At 50.9% G+C, this 17,491-nt stretch carries 7 protein-coding genes; 3 read left to right on the top strand and 4 right to left on the bottom strand.

Annotated elements, in window-relative coordinates:
- Positions 1 to 816 precede the first annotated feature (816 nt).
- The 3 genes from C8275_RS02350 to C8275_RS14575 all read right to left on the bottom strand — a co-directional run bounded on the left by C8275_RS02350 (position 817) and on the right by C8275_RS14575 (position 9,166).
- A complete protein-coding gene (locus C8275_RS02350) occupies positions 817 to 5,070 on the bottom strand; it encodes an RHS repeat domain-containing protein (RefSeq protein ID WP_106483938.1) in 4,254 nt (1,417 codons plus the stop codon).
- Positions 5,071 to 5,100: 30 nt separating this feature from the next.
- Positions 5,101 to 8,871 carry an RHS repeat protein gene (locus C8275_RS02345; RefSeq protein ID WP_157948136.1) on the bottom strand — a complete coding sequence of 1,257 codons (3,771 nt, stop codon included), beginning with the start codon at positions 8,869 to 8,871 and terminating at the stop codon, positions 5,101 to 5,103.
- 193 nt (positions 8,872 to 9,064) lie between these two features.
- Positions 9,065 to 9,166 (bottom strand): smalltalk protein, encoded by a 102-nt coding sequence (locus C8275_RS14575; RefSeq protein WP_157948135.1) that lies wholly within the window; start codon positions 9,164 to 9,166, stop codon positions 9,065 to 9,067.
- Between the two features lie 728 nt (positions 9,167 to 9,894).
- Here C8275_RS14575 and C8275_RS02340 point away from each other — a divergent pair.
- The 3 genes from C8275_RS02340 to C8275_RS02330 all read left to right on the top strand — a co-directional run bounded on the left by C8275_RS02340 (position 9,895) and on the right by C8275_RS02330 (position 15,010).
- Positions 9,895 to 11,988: a M3 family metallopeptidase gene (locus C8275_RS02340; protein WP_106483936.1), complete on the top strand. Its 2,094-nt coding sequence runs from the start codon at positions 9,895 to 9,897 to the stop codon at positions 11,986 to 11,988.
- A gap of 590 nt (positions 11,989 to 12,578) precedes the next feature.
- Positions 12,579 to 14,321: a thrombospondin type 3 repeat-containing protein gene (locus C8275_RS02335; RefSeq protein ID WP_106483935.1), complete on the top strand. Its 1,743-nt coding sequence runs from the start codon at positions 12,579 to 12,581 to the stop codon at positions 14,319 to 14,321.
- A 20-nt stretch (positions 14,322 to 14,341) separates the two neighbouring features.
- Positions 14,342 to 15,010, top strand: coding sequence for a DUF3826 domain-containing protein (locus tag C8275_RS02330; protein WP_369860849.1), 669 nt, complete (start codon positions 14,342 to 14,344; stop codon positions 15,008 to 15,010).
- Positions 15,011 to 15,247: 237 nt separating this feature from the next.
- Here the strand turns inward: C8275_RS02330 and ltrA are convergent, their stop codons facing one another.
- Positions 15,248 to 16,654, bottom strand: a complete 1,407-nt coding sequence (ltrA, locus tag C8275_RS02325) for a group II intron reverse transcriptase/maturase (protein ID WP_106483934.1) — start codon at positions 16,652 to 16,654, stop codon at positions 15,248 to 15,250.
- Positions 16,655 to 17,491 lie beyond the last annotated feature (837 nt).

Genomic DNA, 17,491 nt, shown 5'->3' with positions numbered 1-17,491 from the left:
AGACAACCCGCACAAGTGGATATGGTTCTCGTATAAATACCCATGAACACGAACTGATTTCTGCATAATGCAAGTCTGATACCATGAATCTTAGTTTGGGAAGAACGCCTCCGGAACTTATGAGTATTCCATACCGTAATGTATCAGTATCACCATAGCTTACCATTCTATTATCTTTATATTTTTCCAAGACTTGTTCTTTGGTCATACCGTGGATATGCATTCCCGGATATAATATATGGTCTGGATCATATTTATAGTCTTCCCATTCTTTATATTGTTTGTATCCTTTTAACTTAGCCATTGGGTTGGATTCCAATACAATATAGGGCTCATCCAATGTATATTTTCTGTAGTCAAAGTCAGTATAGTCTTCAAATTTACGGATTTCCAGTTCTTCCTGTTCTTTCGGATTCAACTTTTCCCATCTTGCTCTTGTGGCAGAATCCGGTTTGTACACAAATGGTGGGTACAGTTGCTTCTGTCTGGNTTCCCATTCTTTATATTGTTTGTATCCTTTTAACTTAGCCATTGGGTTGGATTCCAATACAATATAGGGCTCATCCAATGTATATTTTCTGTAGTCAAAGTCAGTATAGTCTTCAAATTTACGGATTTCCAGTTCTTCCTGTTCTTTCGGATTCAACTTTTCCCATCTTGCTCTTGTGGCAGAATCCGGTTTGTACACAAATGGTGGGTACAGTTGCTTCTGTCTGGGTGGTTGTTCTTCAGGAACCGTCTTTTGACAGAGCTTGTTTATTCCTATTCCTCCTGCGAGAAGGAATAGGAATAAGAGGATAAGAAGTTTTTTATGTTTCATAATTCTCTATTTTTCTTATTAATATGGTACACCGTTCTAGGTACTCCATTATTCCAAGGGGTATTTGGATTGGGGCGTACGCTCTGTCTATGCAAGTTCAATTGTTTATCTATTTGCAGTACAGGTGTTAAGATGAAATCCATATTTTGTTTATCAGCCGCACCTTTTATATCATGCATGATATTGAAGTTCCATTCCGGTGATACCGGGGCTCCCCCATCTTTATATCTGTCTTTCAGTCCCATCATGTGACCAAATTCATGAGACATTGCATTCTCAGATGATTCAGTATATTGAATATTACCAAACTTTGAGTCTATTACATAGGAGGATTCATCTTTATTCTTAAAGACTTTCATATAGTTGGTTTTACCATCATATTTTAAGTCTTTCTTTTTGACATCTTCACTGATGTCTGGTCTGAAGATTACATTTACTTGCCAGTCTATTTTGTAATCCATACCTTCAAAGTTGTAAGACGTTAGAAGTCCCCATACATTTTGGATGTTTTCCATGTATAAACTAGCAAGTTTCTCAGTAGCCAAGTGTCCATAGATGAAAATGATTGCCGTGATCGTAATGGTATTTCCAACAATCGTAATCATTACATCTTTCCCATCCGGATCCACAATCACCAACGGATTGTTGATGCAGTAGTTGTACGGTGAAAGATTGGTATACTTCTCCGCCAAGGGATCTACTGCCGTCCATCTTCCCAACGACGCATCATACATTCTCGCACCGAAGTCGTACGCATTCAAGTCAATCAACGCCTGGCATTCCTTGCCGCTGAAGAGGAAGCAGTTGTCCTCGGCTTGCGCCAATCCGTCGCGCTCCGCCTTGGCTCCGAAAGGATAGAAGTCGTTTTGCTGTACGACTTTCCCCTTGTCGTCAATCAGTGCACGGATGCTTCCCAGCTGGTCGGTCAGGGCATACCTTGTCCCTTGCGAAGTGAACTGCACGTCTCCCACGATGGCACGGTCGAACTCACGCTTCCCGTCTGCTACTTTGTAGATGAAGCTGCCGGCATAGTCGTATCCGTTCTTTCCGCTTCCGTCGCGTACGCTGAGCTTGGTGCCGTCGGTCAGGTATTGGTAGCGTGCCTTCAGCACGCCGCCCTGCTTCACTTCGTCCGTCAAATTTAGACGATTGTATGTGAACGACAAAGCTTTTCGGGAATCTTTTGTGAGATTTCCGTTGGAATCATACTCGTAGCTTCCTGCTGCAGCATTGCCCGGTTGATAGACATCTCCCTGCTGCGAGGTGCGTACCTGTTCGCTCAGTGCCGTCAGCCGGTTGCCGGAGTAGGCATAGAGCAGGTCGTCCACCAGCTTGCCGCAGGCTGTGCGTTGCAGGGTACGGATGTTGCCGTTCCGGTCGTAGGTGATGCCCTTCTCCGTGAAAGATGCTGCCGAAGTGGTCCATGTCAGTCCGTCTCTCTGCTTCTGGGTGGCGGATGCCAGCCGGCTGAATCCGTCGTAGGCGAAGCCATACATCAGAGTTGCATGCCCCTCGTGTGTCCATGTCCACTCGCTGACGTTGCCGTTGTAGCAGGGTGTCGTCCCGGCGAGGGGCGTTTCATAGTGCAGCTGCATCTTGAAGGGGGCACTTTCCTTGGCTGTCAGCCATCCGCGGATGTTGTAACGTAGCTGTTCCGTGGTGTTTCCGTATTTCTTGGCAACGAGACGTCCCAGTTCATCATACGTGTAGGTGATGACTGCCGGTGTGCCTCCGTCCTTGGTGGTAGAGGTCGTGAGCAGACGGCTGCGTCTGTCATAGGTCCGGTTGGTCTCGATGAACGACCCGTCGGCATGTTGTTCGCGTGTACGGATGACATTGCCCACGAAGTCATAGGCAGTGCAGATACGAAGGAGTCCACCTCCTGTCTCGTCGCTGACCACCTGCACGGGTCGCGCATGGTCGTCATAATAGGTCGTGATGGTCTGCCATTCGTCCGTGCCGAGTTTACGCGAACGTACGCTTGTCACCTGCCCTCCTGCGGAGCGGAGGTAGGAGGATTCGTATCCCGGTGTGGCTGTAAAGGCATGCGCCTTGATGACCGGGTTATCATAGTCGTCGTACACAGTCTGTTGCAACGGCGTGTAGGTTCCTTCGGGACGTTGGTCACGTGCCGACAAGGAGAGCATGTTCAGCCTTCCGATATCGGTCTTGGCAAGGAACTCCCCGCTCTCGACAACCCGTCCGGAGGCATCATAACGCTGGTAGCTCCATCTGCGTGGATTGTTGTCACGTTCGTTGCCGTCCTGACTGAACACGAGTCTTCCGCGGGAGTCGTAGGTCATGTAGACGGGCTTGCAGCCGGGCAGCTGCTTGAGAGTGGTGTGTTCCATGGCATCATACTCATAGTAATAGGCAAGGCGTCCGAGCACGGCGGCATCCGTTCCTTCGCCGAGTTGTGCCACGGCTTCGGGCGAAAGCACCCAGCGGAGCAGTCCGCGTCCGTCATACACTTTATAGGTTTCCAGCCGGGTTTTCCCGTCCGTCTGAAGGAGCAGGACTTCCTGTCCCAAGTTGTCGGTGTAAGTCGTACTGGTGTGTCCGTCCTCGTCAGTCGTGGTCACCGCTTGCAGAGTCCCGGCATCATAAAATCCGTTGCGCGTCAGTGTACCATCGGCAGAGACCGCATAACGGCGCACCTCGTTGGCGGCATTCAGCGCATAGGCATACGTGATGCCTTTTTCCCGGTTGTGCCAGACATGTCCTTCACCCGTCTGTTTGAGGATTCGGTTCAGAGGCGATGCTTCGTAGTCGGCCTGGCTGAAGGCGTAAGCCATTTCGTCTGTGCCGTAAGTGTTCCAGTTGATGACATTCAGTGCATCGGCGACGAAGGCGCCCGAATTGTGTTGCTTCACGAAGGGGAGATACTTCTTCTCTTCTTGTCCGAAGGCTGCATAGACATGTGGGGTGACCAGGTCACTCTGTGTGCTGGCAGAACCATCCACCTGAATCTCCTGAAGCGGGCGGTTGAAACCGTCGAAGTAGGTGATGTCGTCGTTCCAATCCAATCGGGCTGGTGCCAGTATCGTTCTTTCGATGGTGAAGTTGTGCCCGTAGTCTGCACTGTTCGCACCGGGATATCGTACGTGTGAGACTCCGTCCATGCGAGTCTCCTCACCATCTTTGCAGGCAACCACATAATATTCTCCAGGTATGCTTGCATCAAATGCAAGAGCTTGTCCTGTCCCTTGTTGGCTTTCTACCAGACGGTTGTTGCAATAGAGACGATAAGTCACTCCCAGTTCTGAGCCGGATAATTTCAGGGTTGCAGGACCAAAACGAGAAATGAATGCATCACCGGAGAGTTGGAAACGGAGGAAAAGATAGGTCAGGTTTACGGTGTTCGATTGGACAGTTTTTCCCTGATAGCTACTTGTGACGTAGTAATTTCCATATTGGGTCAGTCCCGGGAAGATGCAGATTCCTGTTCGGGTTGCTACCGGATGCGGACGGAAGCCTTCATCCTGATAGAGGGTATACACGACATCGGGTTGCATGTCCATACCACAAATTTCCCATGTTCCTGTAATGGAATCCGGGTATCTGTAGATTTCGGGATTGAGCAGTTTGTCCGCTTGTCCTTTTTGTGTGACTTCAAGGCGTGTCTTGCCCAACTGAAGGAAAGAGTGCTGTTCATTGCCGATGTTGGGTTTTCCCATGACAATAACACGGATTTTGTCCGGGTAGGCGGGATAGGCGGTAATCAACAAACCGTAGGACGGATGCCAGGTAGAACAACGCCCTTGATAGCAGATTTCTGATATGTCACGTAAAGACTGGCTTACAGTCTTGTTGACAGGACTGTCCAGTATCACGTCAAACCAGCATGTTCCTCCTTCTGCCTTTAAAGGTCCTTCTGTTTTTGTACGTGTGATCGACTTTATATGTTCCAGTCCGGGAAAGTCCGTTACTTTCAGACTGTCTTTGATAAAAAGCGGATATTTCCATGTTTCGACAGCGATGGTGTAAGTTCCCGTTCCGTCTCCAAGGAACAACAGACTGCGGCCAGTGCCTTCTTGGTTGGAGATAGGTTGTCCGTCGCGGTAGAGCACATAGGAAGCTCCTTTTTCCGAACCGGACAGGTAGATTTTCGGTTGTCCTCCTGGCAAGGTATGGAGTTCACCGCTTATGTGATAGTCTGCAGAGGGGAAGTCGAGAGCTGCTCCCCAGCTGTTGCCGATACCAAGTAGGGTCATCAACAATCCAATGAGTAAAGGGTTAATATGTTTCATGGTTCGTTACGTTTTTATTAGGTTATAGCTTTATTTTTCTTCTTGTGATACGATGTGATAGTAGAAGGTTTTTATGTGTTCCCGGTTACGGTCCAGTATATTCGCGACTCGTCCGGCAGCATCATATCTGTAAGATTCCGATTGTCCGTCGGGACCGAACTTCACAGCCACCGTGCCGTCGGCATTGTAGGTCTTGGCTTCGAAGGTTGCCCGTTGAGGCAGGATGGCGAGATAATAGACCGTGGAGGGAACGTGTATCCTGAGGGAACGAACGTCCTGCAGTCCGCCGGAGTCCAACAGGTAGCAGGATGGAATGCCGGTGTTGTGTGGCTTTATCTTCACCGTGTGCTCGCCGTCGCCGCATACGAAGGTGCATGTCAGTTCGGGAGCTTCACCCAGCGTATAGATACTCCAACGGGTATTGCTGCGGGCATTGACCTTGACTTCGTTCCGGTGATACCAATACGAATAGTAGAGCATTTCCGGAGTCAACTGGCGATCAAGATGAAACAGAATGGCCATATAGGTTTGGCGCACCGGTTCAAAGGCTGCATGGTTCACTAACTCCCGATAGAGGCGATTCATGAACATCAGCGGTCCTTGTGCCACGTTTATAATTGTGTCGGCCTCAGACTTCGTAATGGGTGACTGAGGCTCACTCAGACATTCCAGCAGGCGGAAGAGCTTCGGCATATCCCGACGGAGGTAGGTGACCTGATAGGGCAGCAGGCTTCTTATCTGGATGGTGTCCCAGTCGATTTTACGCAAGCAAGATAAAAATGTTGCTGCTTCACCATAGAAATCAGCCGGCTGTTCTGACAAGACCCGATCCATCTCCTTCAGGTCTTGCTGTTGCTGTTGCAAGTCCAGCACGGCCATCTCGTCGGGAAAGATTTCTTCGGCTTTCAACACGATGCGGTCGTCACCGTCATGGTAACAGAGGGACGTACGCTTCCCGTCTTCTATCCGGCTGACGGGAAGATAACCTGAAGGACGGTGTGTGTAGCTCACCGACAGGGTAGTGGCAGTGGGCTGTGAGGACAACGGAGAGTTCTTCAATGTCTTCAAACGATTGTCCAGCGTGATAAACGTGCAGGAGTCTTCGTGATGGAGCCCATAGCGATAGTGGGTCTCTTCCAGCATGACAGAACCTTCCTTTTTCCATTCGCGCAGCGGTTGCGCCAGCATGTTCCGCACCTGCATGGAGTCCAGTACCGGCGTGGTGGCACGGAAATCTCCTACACGCTCCTGTCCTTGTTGAAGTCGTATGCCCCGGGAGTCGGTCACTTCCTGTCCGGCAGGAGTAGTTATTCCGTTTGACAGTGAGTAGAAATACTCGATGCGTTTGAAAGGTTTTCCCTGGGTCAGTCTGTAGAAGTCCCGCTTGCTGATGCTGTCGGTCACATGCCCTTCAAAGACGAACTCCTGTTGCTCCTTCAGCAGGGTGGAACCACCATAATATAAGGTATAGGTGAGGTCAGGCATCACAACTTTGCTGCGTGGCAGCATATTGGGCTTGTAGAGTTCCTCATACGGGTCAAAGGCGAAAAGGTCCGGGATGACGGTCTTGGGCATGGCGGCATATTCCTTTTCAATCTTTTTCGCGTCCATGTAGCATTCGTAGGGTTGCAGCTGGTGCAGCTGTTTACTGTGCTTCATGCGGTAGTCAGGTAGTTGCGTGTCAAAAAAGGTCTGGTTGTTCATGAGGTAATCCGTCTGGAATCGGTCGGTATTCGGCACATCGGTGTAGTAGACATTTTTCTTCAGGGTACGGATATGCCCTTGTGTATCGTACGTCGCTGTGGCAAGCGGAAGTCCGTACAACCAGAAAGCATAGGGTATCTGCAGATAGCTTCTCCTACGGGTCGGTATGTTGAACAGGTAGGCAGTGCTGCCCTTTCCCTGGATGGTTTCTATCACATAAGGATAATAGAGGCCGTTGTTGCCGGTGTTCAGAAAGGCGCAACCTTTGTTTTTCATACGGGTGTATAACAGCAGGTCGTGAAAGTCCCCGTAGTCGATGCTCTCCCGCATGTCGAACCAGTCATATACCGGTTCGCCTCCTTCCGGATAGGTATAACGGATGGTGTCGGGCTTTGCCGTTGCGTCAGCCTGCATCACCAGTGCCGAGAGGCGGATACCGCCATAAGGACTTTCCGGAGTAGGCAAGGGCCAGTGACGAAAGCGACTGCTATGGTTGCATTCATACGACAGCTCAATGACACCGCCGTGAGGAAGCGTGATGCGCTTCAAGGAACGATGGCAGATACGGGCAGTATCCACGACTTCAGCGTATGTTTCTGCCCGATGGACGAGATGGCGTGTATAGCCCCAAGGGTCGTAGGTGTCGCCCGGCGTCTGGTAGTAATCGAAGGTCATTTGGCGGTAACCGATGTTGTCTTTGCCCTTGAATACAAGCTTGTCCAATGTAGGTTTTCCGGAGAAAGACACTGCAGAGATGCGTTTGCCGTCGATGAGGTTGTGACAGGAGACGGTTTCCAGCCTGTTGTCGACATACGTGAACTGCAGACTCTGTTCCGGACTGCGAATCTCTTTGAGGACCGGCGTAAAGTTGTCATAGTAGGTGTTGTTCTGGGTTTCTTTCGACCGATAGGTCCTTCTTTCTGCCAGGCAGTCCAGGATACACTGTCTGGCATTGGTCAGATAGATGGAGACGAGATAGTTCTCATCATGGTAGTAGTCGATGAGTTGTGTCAGTGCTCCCACCTCTTTCAGAGAGCTTGAATGGAGGAGGCGCAGGTCGGAGATGCACCCCAGGGCACTTCTGGTGGCTCTCTGATATTCTGCAAAGGACTTGGCAGCGGTGGAGTTGGTAAACCACCTCAATCCGTACATGGACTCCAGTTCCTGCACCTTCTTGATGTCCCGTACGGAACTCTGCAGGGCATCTTTTGCCTGAGACAGGTATTTCAGATATTTTTCCTGGTATTTCCCAAAGTCGCAGGGGTATTCCACCATCTCCCGTCCATAGTCATAATGCACACTTGTATAGACATTATAATGACTCTTTCTCATGTAGGCGGACAGGTCGCCGTAGGGATCGCCCTTCTCATAGATGAAGGTGATGGGAGCCGTGTTGACCGGTTCGATGCGACTCAGGTACCAGGCGGAAACATAGCTCATGTCATAGACACCGTTGGTACTGATGGCGTCCACCTTATTGAGGTCCTTCACGTACTCCCGCTCCTCAAACAAGTACCGGTTCCCCATTTCGTCGGTTACGGTCCACGCGCTGATGCCGGACCAGTCGGAAACAGGTTCTATCTTGACCGCTGTCAGTTCCAGCGGTTCGGCATAAAGGGCACCGTTTGCCTTCTTACGGATGAGGAAGTTCACGCTCCGTCCGTTGAAGACAGCCGTGAAGATGTCGCTTTCACCGTCGCGGCGATGCAGGTTGACGTTTGTCACATCGTCCCACAGAGGAGTGAAGGCGCTCTCCGAATGGGCATAACCGTAAGACAGTTCATCCGCCATTCCTCCTCGCACGGTGCGTGTCACCACACCGCCGGTGTTGAGTGTCCAGTTATAGCCCACGGGACCGGGCTGGTCGTCCACGCGGACGCCGCGTGCGGTGTAATCAAGGGTGACGGGAAGCTCGAATGCGCCCGACTTCAGAGTGTAGAGTGGAACACGGTAATGGAAGGTGCCTGTGGCATGGTCGACTGTCACGTTTTTACTTTCCAGGATGCCTTGTGCCTGCTGTCCGGGTTTGAAGTCCTGACCGTTGGCCAAAAGGGTACATCCAAACAGGGTTAGAAGTAGGTATAGTATCTTTTTCATGGTTCAATCTTTGTTTTTAGGTTTGGAAAAAGGCATAGTCCGGACAGGACAAGCACTTGCTGCTGCCTGCCCGGGCTAGTCTGTTAAACCCAAATAAGTCATTACTCAAAGTCTAAGGACCGATTTGGGTTAAAAAAGAGTAAGGGAGGGGGAGAGGATTGTTCTCCCGATGAAGGTCAGCCGTCTGCTGGCATCATCTGCATGCGCTGATACCCAACGCGCCGGCGATGGCAGATGCTACGGCAATGACTACTTTGAGCACGAGGCTCCAGATGTTTTTCTTTTCTTCTTTCATGGCGTTTCAGTTTAGACTGACGGCACTTCCGCAGGCTCCGGTCAGGATTGACAAGTGAATATCACAACATCCACGGCAGACAGACGCGTCGCCCGGTTCCCTTGTCAACGGATGGCTGGACGGATACGGAACTCCGTCAAGAGATTAGTTAGACTTGGTTGATTCTTTCACGTGTGTCGGGGGAGGGAGACGTGCCGGCGTTCGCCTTTCCTCCCTGAACACACTGCAAAGGTATGCGGATGGTGGAAAAGGGGCAAGCAAAAAACCCCGTTTGCGTTCACACATGCGTTCACACATTCAGGAAAGGAGTGACAGAACCTGTTCAATCCAAATGTAGGGGCGAGCGGTCTGCTCGCCCGGTCCAATCATGGTCCTATCCAAATTGTTTCCACACATCCACACATAACGATAACATTAACCGTACGAAAGGCGTTTGAACGGTTATTGGACAGTTATTAAACATTTATTGGACGGTGCATTGAACGGTTATTGGACGGTGCATTGGACCGGGCGAGCAGACCGCTCGCCCCTACATTCGGATTGCATACAATAGCCTTTTCCAAAAAGATTCACGAAAAGCTTTGTCGTTCACATACAATCGTCTAAATTTGGCGGATTAAGTACATTATTCAACGTTCGCAGGCTCAGACTGCGGTTGGCAGGCACTTCTTCCTGTCATTTTGTCAACCGACGACTGAAGCACGCGCGAAACTTAAGTAAACATACACATGAAAACATTAATGATTGCAGCAGCCATGAGTTGCCTGATTTGTGCATGCGGTCAGAAGCAGGACTCCGCGTCCAACCCCTTCCTGACCGAGTTCCAGACACCCTATGCTACGCCGGACTTCAGCCGGATACGCTTCGAGCACTACGAACCTGCCTTCCTGAAAGGCATCGAGCAGCAGAACCTGGAAATAGACTCGATCGTCCAGAACACGGAAGCCCCAACGTTCGAAAACACCATCCTCGCACTGGACAACAGCGGCGAAATACTCGCCCGTGTGAGTGGCGTGTTCTTCGCCCTGACCGAAGCCGACACCAACGACAGTCTGGTGGCGCTCCAGAACCGGATTGCCCCGCAACTGGCTGCACACCAGGACAACATCTACCTGAATGCCGACCTCTACAAACGCATCGCCGCCCTCCACGAACAGGAAGAGGAAGGTACACTGAAACTGAACACCGAGCAGCACTACCTGCTCGACAAATATTACCGGCGCTTCGTGCGTTCCGGCGCATCGCTCGATGCTGACAAGCAAAAACGTCTGCGTGAAATCAACCAGCAACTGTCCACCCTCACCATCGCCTTCAGCAACCACGTCCTGGCAGACAACAACGCCTACCGGCTGGTCATCGACAAGAAGGAAGACCTCGCCGGACTGCCCGATGCCGTCATTGCCGGAGCTGCCCAGGAAGCGGAAGCACAGGGACTGAAAGGCAAATGGGTCTTCACCCTTCAGGCTTCCAGCCGACTGCCTCTGCTCCAGTATGCACAGAACCGGGAGCTGCGCCGGGACATCTATCAGGCTTACACCAACCTGGCAAACCACGACGACGCGAACGACAACAAGGAGGTCCTGAAACAAATCCTCACCCTTCGGCTGGAAAAAGCCAACCTGCTGGGATACAAGAACCACGCGGCATACGTGCTGAGCGACAACATGGCAAAGACTCCGGAGACGGTCATGGACTTCCTGAACAACCTCTGGGGATACTCCATCCGTAACGCGAAAGCCGAAGCTGCCGAGCTGCAAGCCATCATGAACCGCGAAGGACGCGGCGAGAAGCTTGAGGCATGGGACTGGGCCTACTACAGCGAGAAGCTCCGCAAGGAGAAGTACGACCTCAACGAGGACGAGGTGAAACCCTACTTCAGCCAGGACGACGTATGGAACGGACTGTGCTATGTGGTGAACAAGCTCTACGGAGTCACCCTCACACCGACCGACAGCATCCCCGTCTATAACCCCGACGTGAAGACCTTCGTCGTGAAGGACGCCGACGGCTCCCTGCTCGGCATCTTCTACCGCGACTACATGCCCCGTGCCGGAAAGCGCAGCGGTGCCTGGATGAGCAACTTCCGCGAAGCCGACGGACAGACGCGTCCGCTCATCTACAACGTGGCAAGCTTCACCAAACCGACGGACGACATGCCCTCCCTGCTGACGCTCGACGAGACGTGTACCCTGTTCCATGAGTTCGGACATGCCCTGCACGGACTGCTCACCCGTTGCCAGTACAAAGGCACATCGGGCACTGCCGTGGCACGCGACTTTGTGGAACTGCCCTCACAAATCATGGAGAACTGGGCACTGGCTCCCGAAGTGCTGAAGGTCTATGCCAAGCATTACCAGACGCGTCAGCCCATCCCCGACGAACTGATAGCGAAAATCGAGAAACAGACGCTGTTCAACCAGGGCTTCCTCATCACCGAACGCCTTGCAGCTGCCCTGCTCGACATGGAATACCACACCCTCACCTCCACCGAGGGGCTGGACATCCCCACCTTCGAAAAGCAAGTCATGGACAAGATCGGCCTCATCCCGCAAATAGCTCCGCGTTACCGCTCGACCTACTACAACCACATCATGGGCGGATATGATGCCGGATACTACAGTTACCTGTGGGCAGACCGTCTGGTGGCTGACGCCTTCGAGGCATTCATGGAGCACGGCATCTTCGACCCGGCCACTGCTACCTCTTTCCGCCAGAACATCCTGGAGAAAGGTGGTTCGGACGACCCCATGAAGCTCTACGTAGCCTTCCGCGGAGCCGAACCCAGCATCGAGCCGCTGCTGAAAGCGCACGGATTGAAATAAGGTGTTTCTGAATAGAGATAGAACATGCGTTGAATCTCCCATCATTGACAAATGAAAATGTCCGGAGGGTATGTCACAACGACACACTCTCCGGACATTTGCGTTTGAGCAGGCAAACACAAGTATTCGACCGGACAAACACAAGTGTTTGACGCAGCGAACTAATTAGTTTGACATACCTAAGTATTATACTTAGCCTATCAAAGTATTATACTTAGCCTACCAAAGTATTATACTTAGCCTACCAAAGTATTATACTTAGCCTACCAAAGTATTATACTTAGCCTACCAAAGTATTATACTTAGCCTGTCAAAGTATTATACTTAGGTATATCAAACTACTATGTTTGCCAGATCAAACACTTGTGTTTGGTGAGTCAAACTAATGTGTTTGATGAATCGAACACTTGTGTTCCATCCGTCGGACAACAGTGTTTGCCGGGAAATCGTACCTACTGATTCACTCCCCACTCACTCCCCTTCTATTAAAAAATTAAAATACACACCATCCGCCGTATAACCTTTTGCACTCCTGGCAGTCTATTTACACAAAGCAAGAAAAACAATACCGGATAGATAATATAATGACTATGAAAAAAACAGTAGCATGGGGATTCATGCTGGCAGGCTTGCTCGGTACAGCCAATGCAGCATACGCACAATATCCCCAAATCACTCCCGAAGCACAGGCAAAGTACAAAGAGATGATTACAAAGGCATACGCACATGCCGACTCTGCCTGGGCAAAAGCACTCCCCATCGTGATGAAAGAAGCCAAAGAGGGACGCCCCTATGTGCCTTGGGCTTCAAGACCCTGTGACCTTCCGCAGGCAAAAATTCCGGCATTCCCCGGTGCTGAAGGTGGAGGTATGTACAGCTTTGGCGGACGAGGCGGACGCGTCATCACTGTGACCAACCTCAACGACAGCGGACCCGGCTCACTCCGTGACGCATGCGACCAGGGAGGTGCACGCATCATCGTGTTCAACGTGTCAGGTATCATCAAGCTGGAGACTCCCATCATCGTGCGTGCCCCCTACATCACCATTGCCGGACAGACTGCTCCCGGTGACGGCGTAGTCGTTTCAGGACAATCGTTCTGGGTAGACACACACGACGTGGTCATCCGACACATGCGCTTCCGTCGGGGTGAGACCATGGTGTGGCACCGTGACGACTCCTTCGGCGGCAATCCCGTGGGCAACATCATGATCGACCACTGTTCCTGCTCCTGGGGACTCGACGAGAACATCTCCTTCTACCGTCACATGTACGACCCCAGCGAGGGACAATATGAGACCAAGGAACTGAAACTCCCCACCGTCAACGTCACCATCCAGAATACCATCTCCGCCAAGGCACTCGACACCTACAACCATGCCTTCGGAAGCACCCTCGGCGGTGAGAACTGCGCCTTCATGCGCAACCTCTGGGCAAGCAACTCCGGACGTAACCCGTCTGTGGGATGGAACGGCGTGTTCAACTTCGTCAACAACGTAGTCTTCAACTGGGTACACCGCTCTTCAGACGGCGGCGACTACACGGCAATGTACAACTTCATCAACAACTACTACAAACCGGGTCCTGCAACCCCGAAAGAGGGCGCCATCGCCTTCCGTATCCTCAAACCGGAGTCGGGACGAAGCAAGCTCGACCACAAGGTCTACGGACGTGTCTTCGCTGAAGGCAACATCATGGAGGGCAACGAGCGTGTGACCCGCGACAACTGGGACGGCGGCATCCAAATCGAGGACCAGGAGAACACCGACGGATACACCGAGCTGATGCGTGCCCAGGCTCCCTTCGAGATGCCTCACCTGACAATCCTCAACACCCGTGACGCATACGACTATGTGCTCCGCAACGTGGGTGCCAACATCCCCTGCCGCGACATCATCGACCAACGCATCATCGACGAAGTGCGTACCGGCAAACCCTACTACGTGGAGAAACTGCCGAAAGAGAATCCTTACGGCGATGTATGGGGACTTGCCGAGAAATCGCAGAACGAGGACGGACTGTTCAAATACCGTCGTATGGCGAACGACTCCTACAAGCTCGGTATCATCACCTCACCGGCACAGATGGGCGGATTCCCCGAGTACAAGGGTACCCCGTATGTTGACACCGACGGCGACGGCATGCCCGACGAATGGGAAAAGGCCAACGGACTGAACCCCAATGACCCGAGCGACGCCAACGAGGACTGCACCGGCGACGGCTACACCAACATCGAAAAATATATCAACGGCGTCAGCACAAAGAACAAAATCGACTGGACTGACTTGAAAAACAACTACGATACTTTGGCTGAAAAAGGAAAATTGATGTAATTTTGCAACGGATGAAAAAGATGAAACACTCCTTACTGCTTTTTCTTCTGCTGTGCATCGCCGCAACGGCATCGGCACAGCGAGTGGAACTCAACGAAGAGGGTCGTGACGCGGCTTACGTGAAGACCATCTGTGAACGTTCGCAGAAGATTGTCGACAAGCTGGCACTCACCGACGGAGATGTGGCACTCAACGTGCGCAACATCATTGCCAACCGCTACTTCCTGCTCAACGACATCTACGAGAAACGGGATGCCGCTGTCAAGGAAGCCAAGGAGAAGCTGACCGGCGATGCCAAGAATGCTGCAGTACAGGCAGCCGAAAATGCCAAGGACAGCGAACTCTTCCGCCACCACTTCGAACTGGAGTCCGGACTCTCGCTCTTCCTCGACGACACACAAATCGAGGCAGTGAAGGACGGCATGACTTACGGCGTGGTCAAAGTGACCTACGACGCACAGTGTGACATGATACCGACACTGAAGGACTACGAGAAGAAACAGATACTCGCCTGGCTGAAGGAGGCACGCGAGTATGCCATGGATGCCGAGAACTCCAACAAGAAGCATGCAGCCTTCGGCAAGTACAAGGGCCGCATCAACAACTACCTCTCCAAGCAGGGCTACGACCTGACCAAGGAGCGCGAAGCATGGTATGAGCGCGTCAAGGCCCGCGGAGGGAAGCTGTAAAACAAACACAGGCTATTCAACCTACAACTAATAGGAAATAAGCACAGATCTTTAAATGTTATAATTGATTAGTTAGACTATCGAGCCGCCCCGGTTGTGAAACTACGGGCGGCTTTTTTTGTGGACTCATGCCGAGCGTACATAATCGAGTAGGAGGAAAACGAAGTAGTTTTCTTCCTACTTTCGTTTTCCGACCTCTCACACCACCGTACGTGCCGTTCGGCATACGGCGGTTCCTTAGTGCTGATGCAGTTTGATGTATAAGTCCACAAGGCAAGGGTAGCCTTGAAGTCTCAGTCGCTCATTATTCATGACTCGGCATAATATCGGACTTCCTGCCGTGTTCCAATACCCGCCACGGGTATTAGCCCATTGCCAAGCCCTCCACTTGTCTATACCACATTTCATGAGATTCTTGAACTTTGTGCCGACCTTCTTCCAACTCTTCCAGACATAGCTGCGTATTCGGTGTCGAAGCCACTCATCTGTCATTTGGAGGATGCTCCGCATATCAGCCAATTTAAAGTAGTTCATCCAGCCTTTGATGAATTGGTTCAACTTGTCTTTCAGTCTTGCATACCCCCAACCGTTGCTTCTTGATGTCAGTTCTTTCAGTTTCCCTTTCATCTTGGCAACCGATTTGGGATGCAGACGCAGACGGCACTTCCCCTTCATCATATAAAAGGAGTAACCTAAATACTTCACCCTGCCCACGTATGACACTTCTGTCTTGTCACGGTTCACTTTAAGGTGAAGCCGTAATTCAATGAAAGTGGAGATGCTCTCACGAACGCGTTCCGCCGCACGCTTGCTACGGCAGAGTATCATGCAGTCGTCTGCATAGCGGACGAACTTGTGCCCCCTGCAGGCAAGCTCCTTGTCGAGTTCGTTGAGCATGATGTTTGCCAACAAAGGACTTAAAGGACCGCCTTGGGGAACGCCTTCCACACTTTCCTCATAGCCTCGTTTAACCATGACTCCTGCCGTAAGGTACTTATGGATAAGCGATATCACACGTCCGTCACGTATGGTGCGGGACAATATCCTTATCAGCATACTGTGGTTTACCGTGTCGAAGAAGCGTTCCAGGTCTAGCGACACGCAGTATTTATAACCTTGGGTGATATATTCCTGCGCCCGCCTCAAGGCCTTGTGGCAGCTTCGATGAGGGCGGAAGCCAAAGCTGTTGTCGCTGAACTGATGTTCATAGATGGGGCTCAGTACTTGGCTGATGGATTGTTGGATGACCCTGTCCACCACCGTCGGGATACCAAGCGGGCGGGTCTTGCCCTTATCCTTCGGGATTTCTACCCTACGGACGGGATTCGGGCGGTATCTGCCCGTTTTCAAGGATTCCACGAGTTCATCTTTGTGTTCTTTCAGATAGTCTCCCAATTCCTCGGTTGACAATCCGTCCACTCCACAACTGACTTGATTACGCTTAACTGGCAGGTATGCACGGTTAAGGTTGTACGGCGAGAGGATAAACTCAAGCAAATTTTCTCGCTCAAATTGCACTTCCTTGAGGTTGTTTTCAGTCATGTACATGAAGGTCTGCACCCCCTCATAGCTTTCGCATTCCGTGCTATCCTTTTGAGGGCGGCTATCGCTTGACATCGGTATTTTCTGCATTCTTCCCTTCATGGAGTGACTTTCATTTACTGCTCAATTGACTTATGGTTCAGTCCTTCCCCGAATTGAGTAGAAAAAAAAACTCGGGTACTATGACCTCGGCTGACTTCTCATGGCAAGCTTTACTCCGTGGTTCGGAAATTCATCCTCCGCACGTCCATGAGACCTCCCCAGTTAAGGACATCCTCTTTCCATCTTATACCTGCTTGATTTACTTAGGGCATTTCCGTATAGCTATCGGACTTTGATTTGTTGTGTAATCTCATCCATGCCCACCAGCCTTATATCAAGTTTCTGTTCGTCAGGCCAGATGTTTGCCGCCGGCTTCCTTCAGATTCCACTTCGCAATGGACACCCTTGCCCTTGGCTGTACACTTCCCGCTATCGGGCGTGTTACGGACTTGCACCGATTAGAGAATGCTCGTGCTGGGCGAACACAAAAACTCCCGGACTTCTCGCAAGCCCGGGAGTTCTCCTTAATCATTTCAAATCTCTCAAATTCTAGTAAATTCTTACTTCACTACGTGAAAATTGACAAGTAACTAAAAATGTTGTAAATCCCTATGCACAACATTCAAGCACTTGATTAAAAATCGAAATCTTTTTACCTTTTACTACCTATTGAACTTGCTCTTCGCAGAGCGTCTTTTGTTCGTTTGTTATCCTTATGACCTTTAATCACGATGCAAAGATAAAGGCATTTGGAATTATCAACAAGCGAAAATATGCTTTTCAACATAAAAAGCCCGTTTTATTGACCTACATCAAGCAAAGAAACTCAAAAGACCGTTTTCGAACACGGAAATTGCACGTGATTTTTAAATATCCTTACATTCAGAAGTTCCGGCA

Origin of the sequence: Bacteroides sp. Marseille-P3684, assembly GCF_900291465.1 — a bacterium.
Lineage (GTDB): Bacteria > Bacteroidota > Bacteroidia > Bacteroidales > Bacteroidaceae > Phocaeicola_A.
The sequence above is the reverse complement of the archived record's forward strand: the minus strand, read 5'-3'. Positions and strand labels throughout refer to the sequence as shown.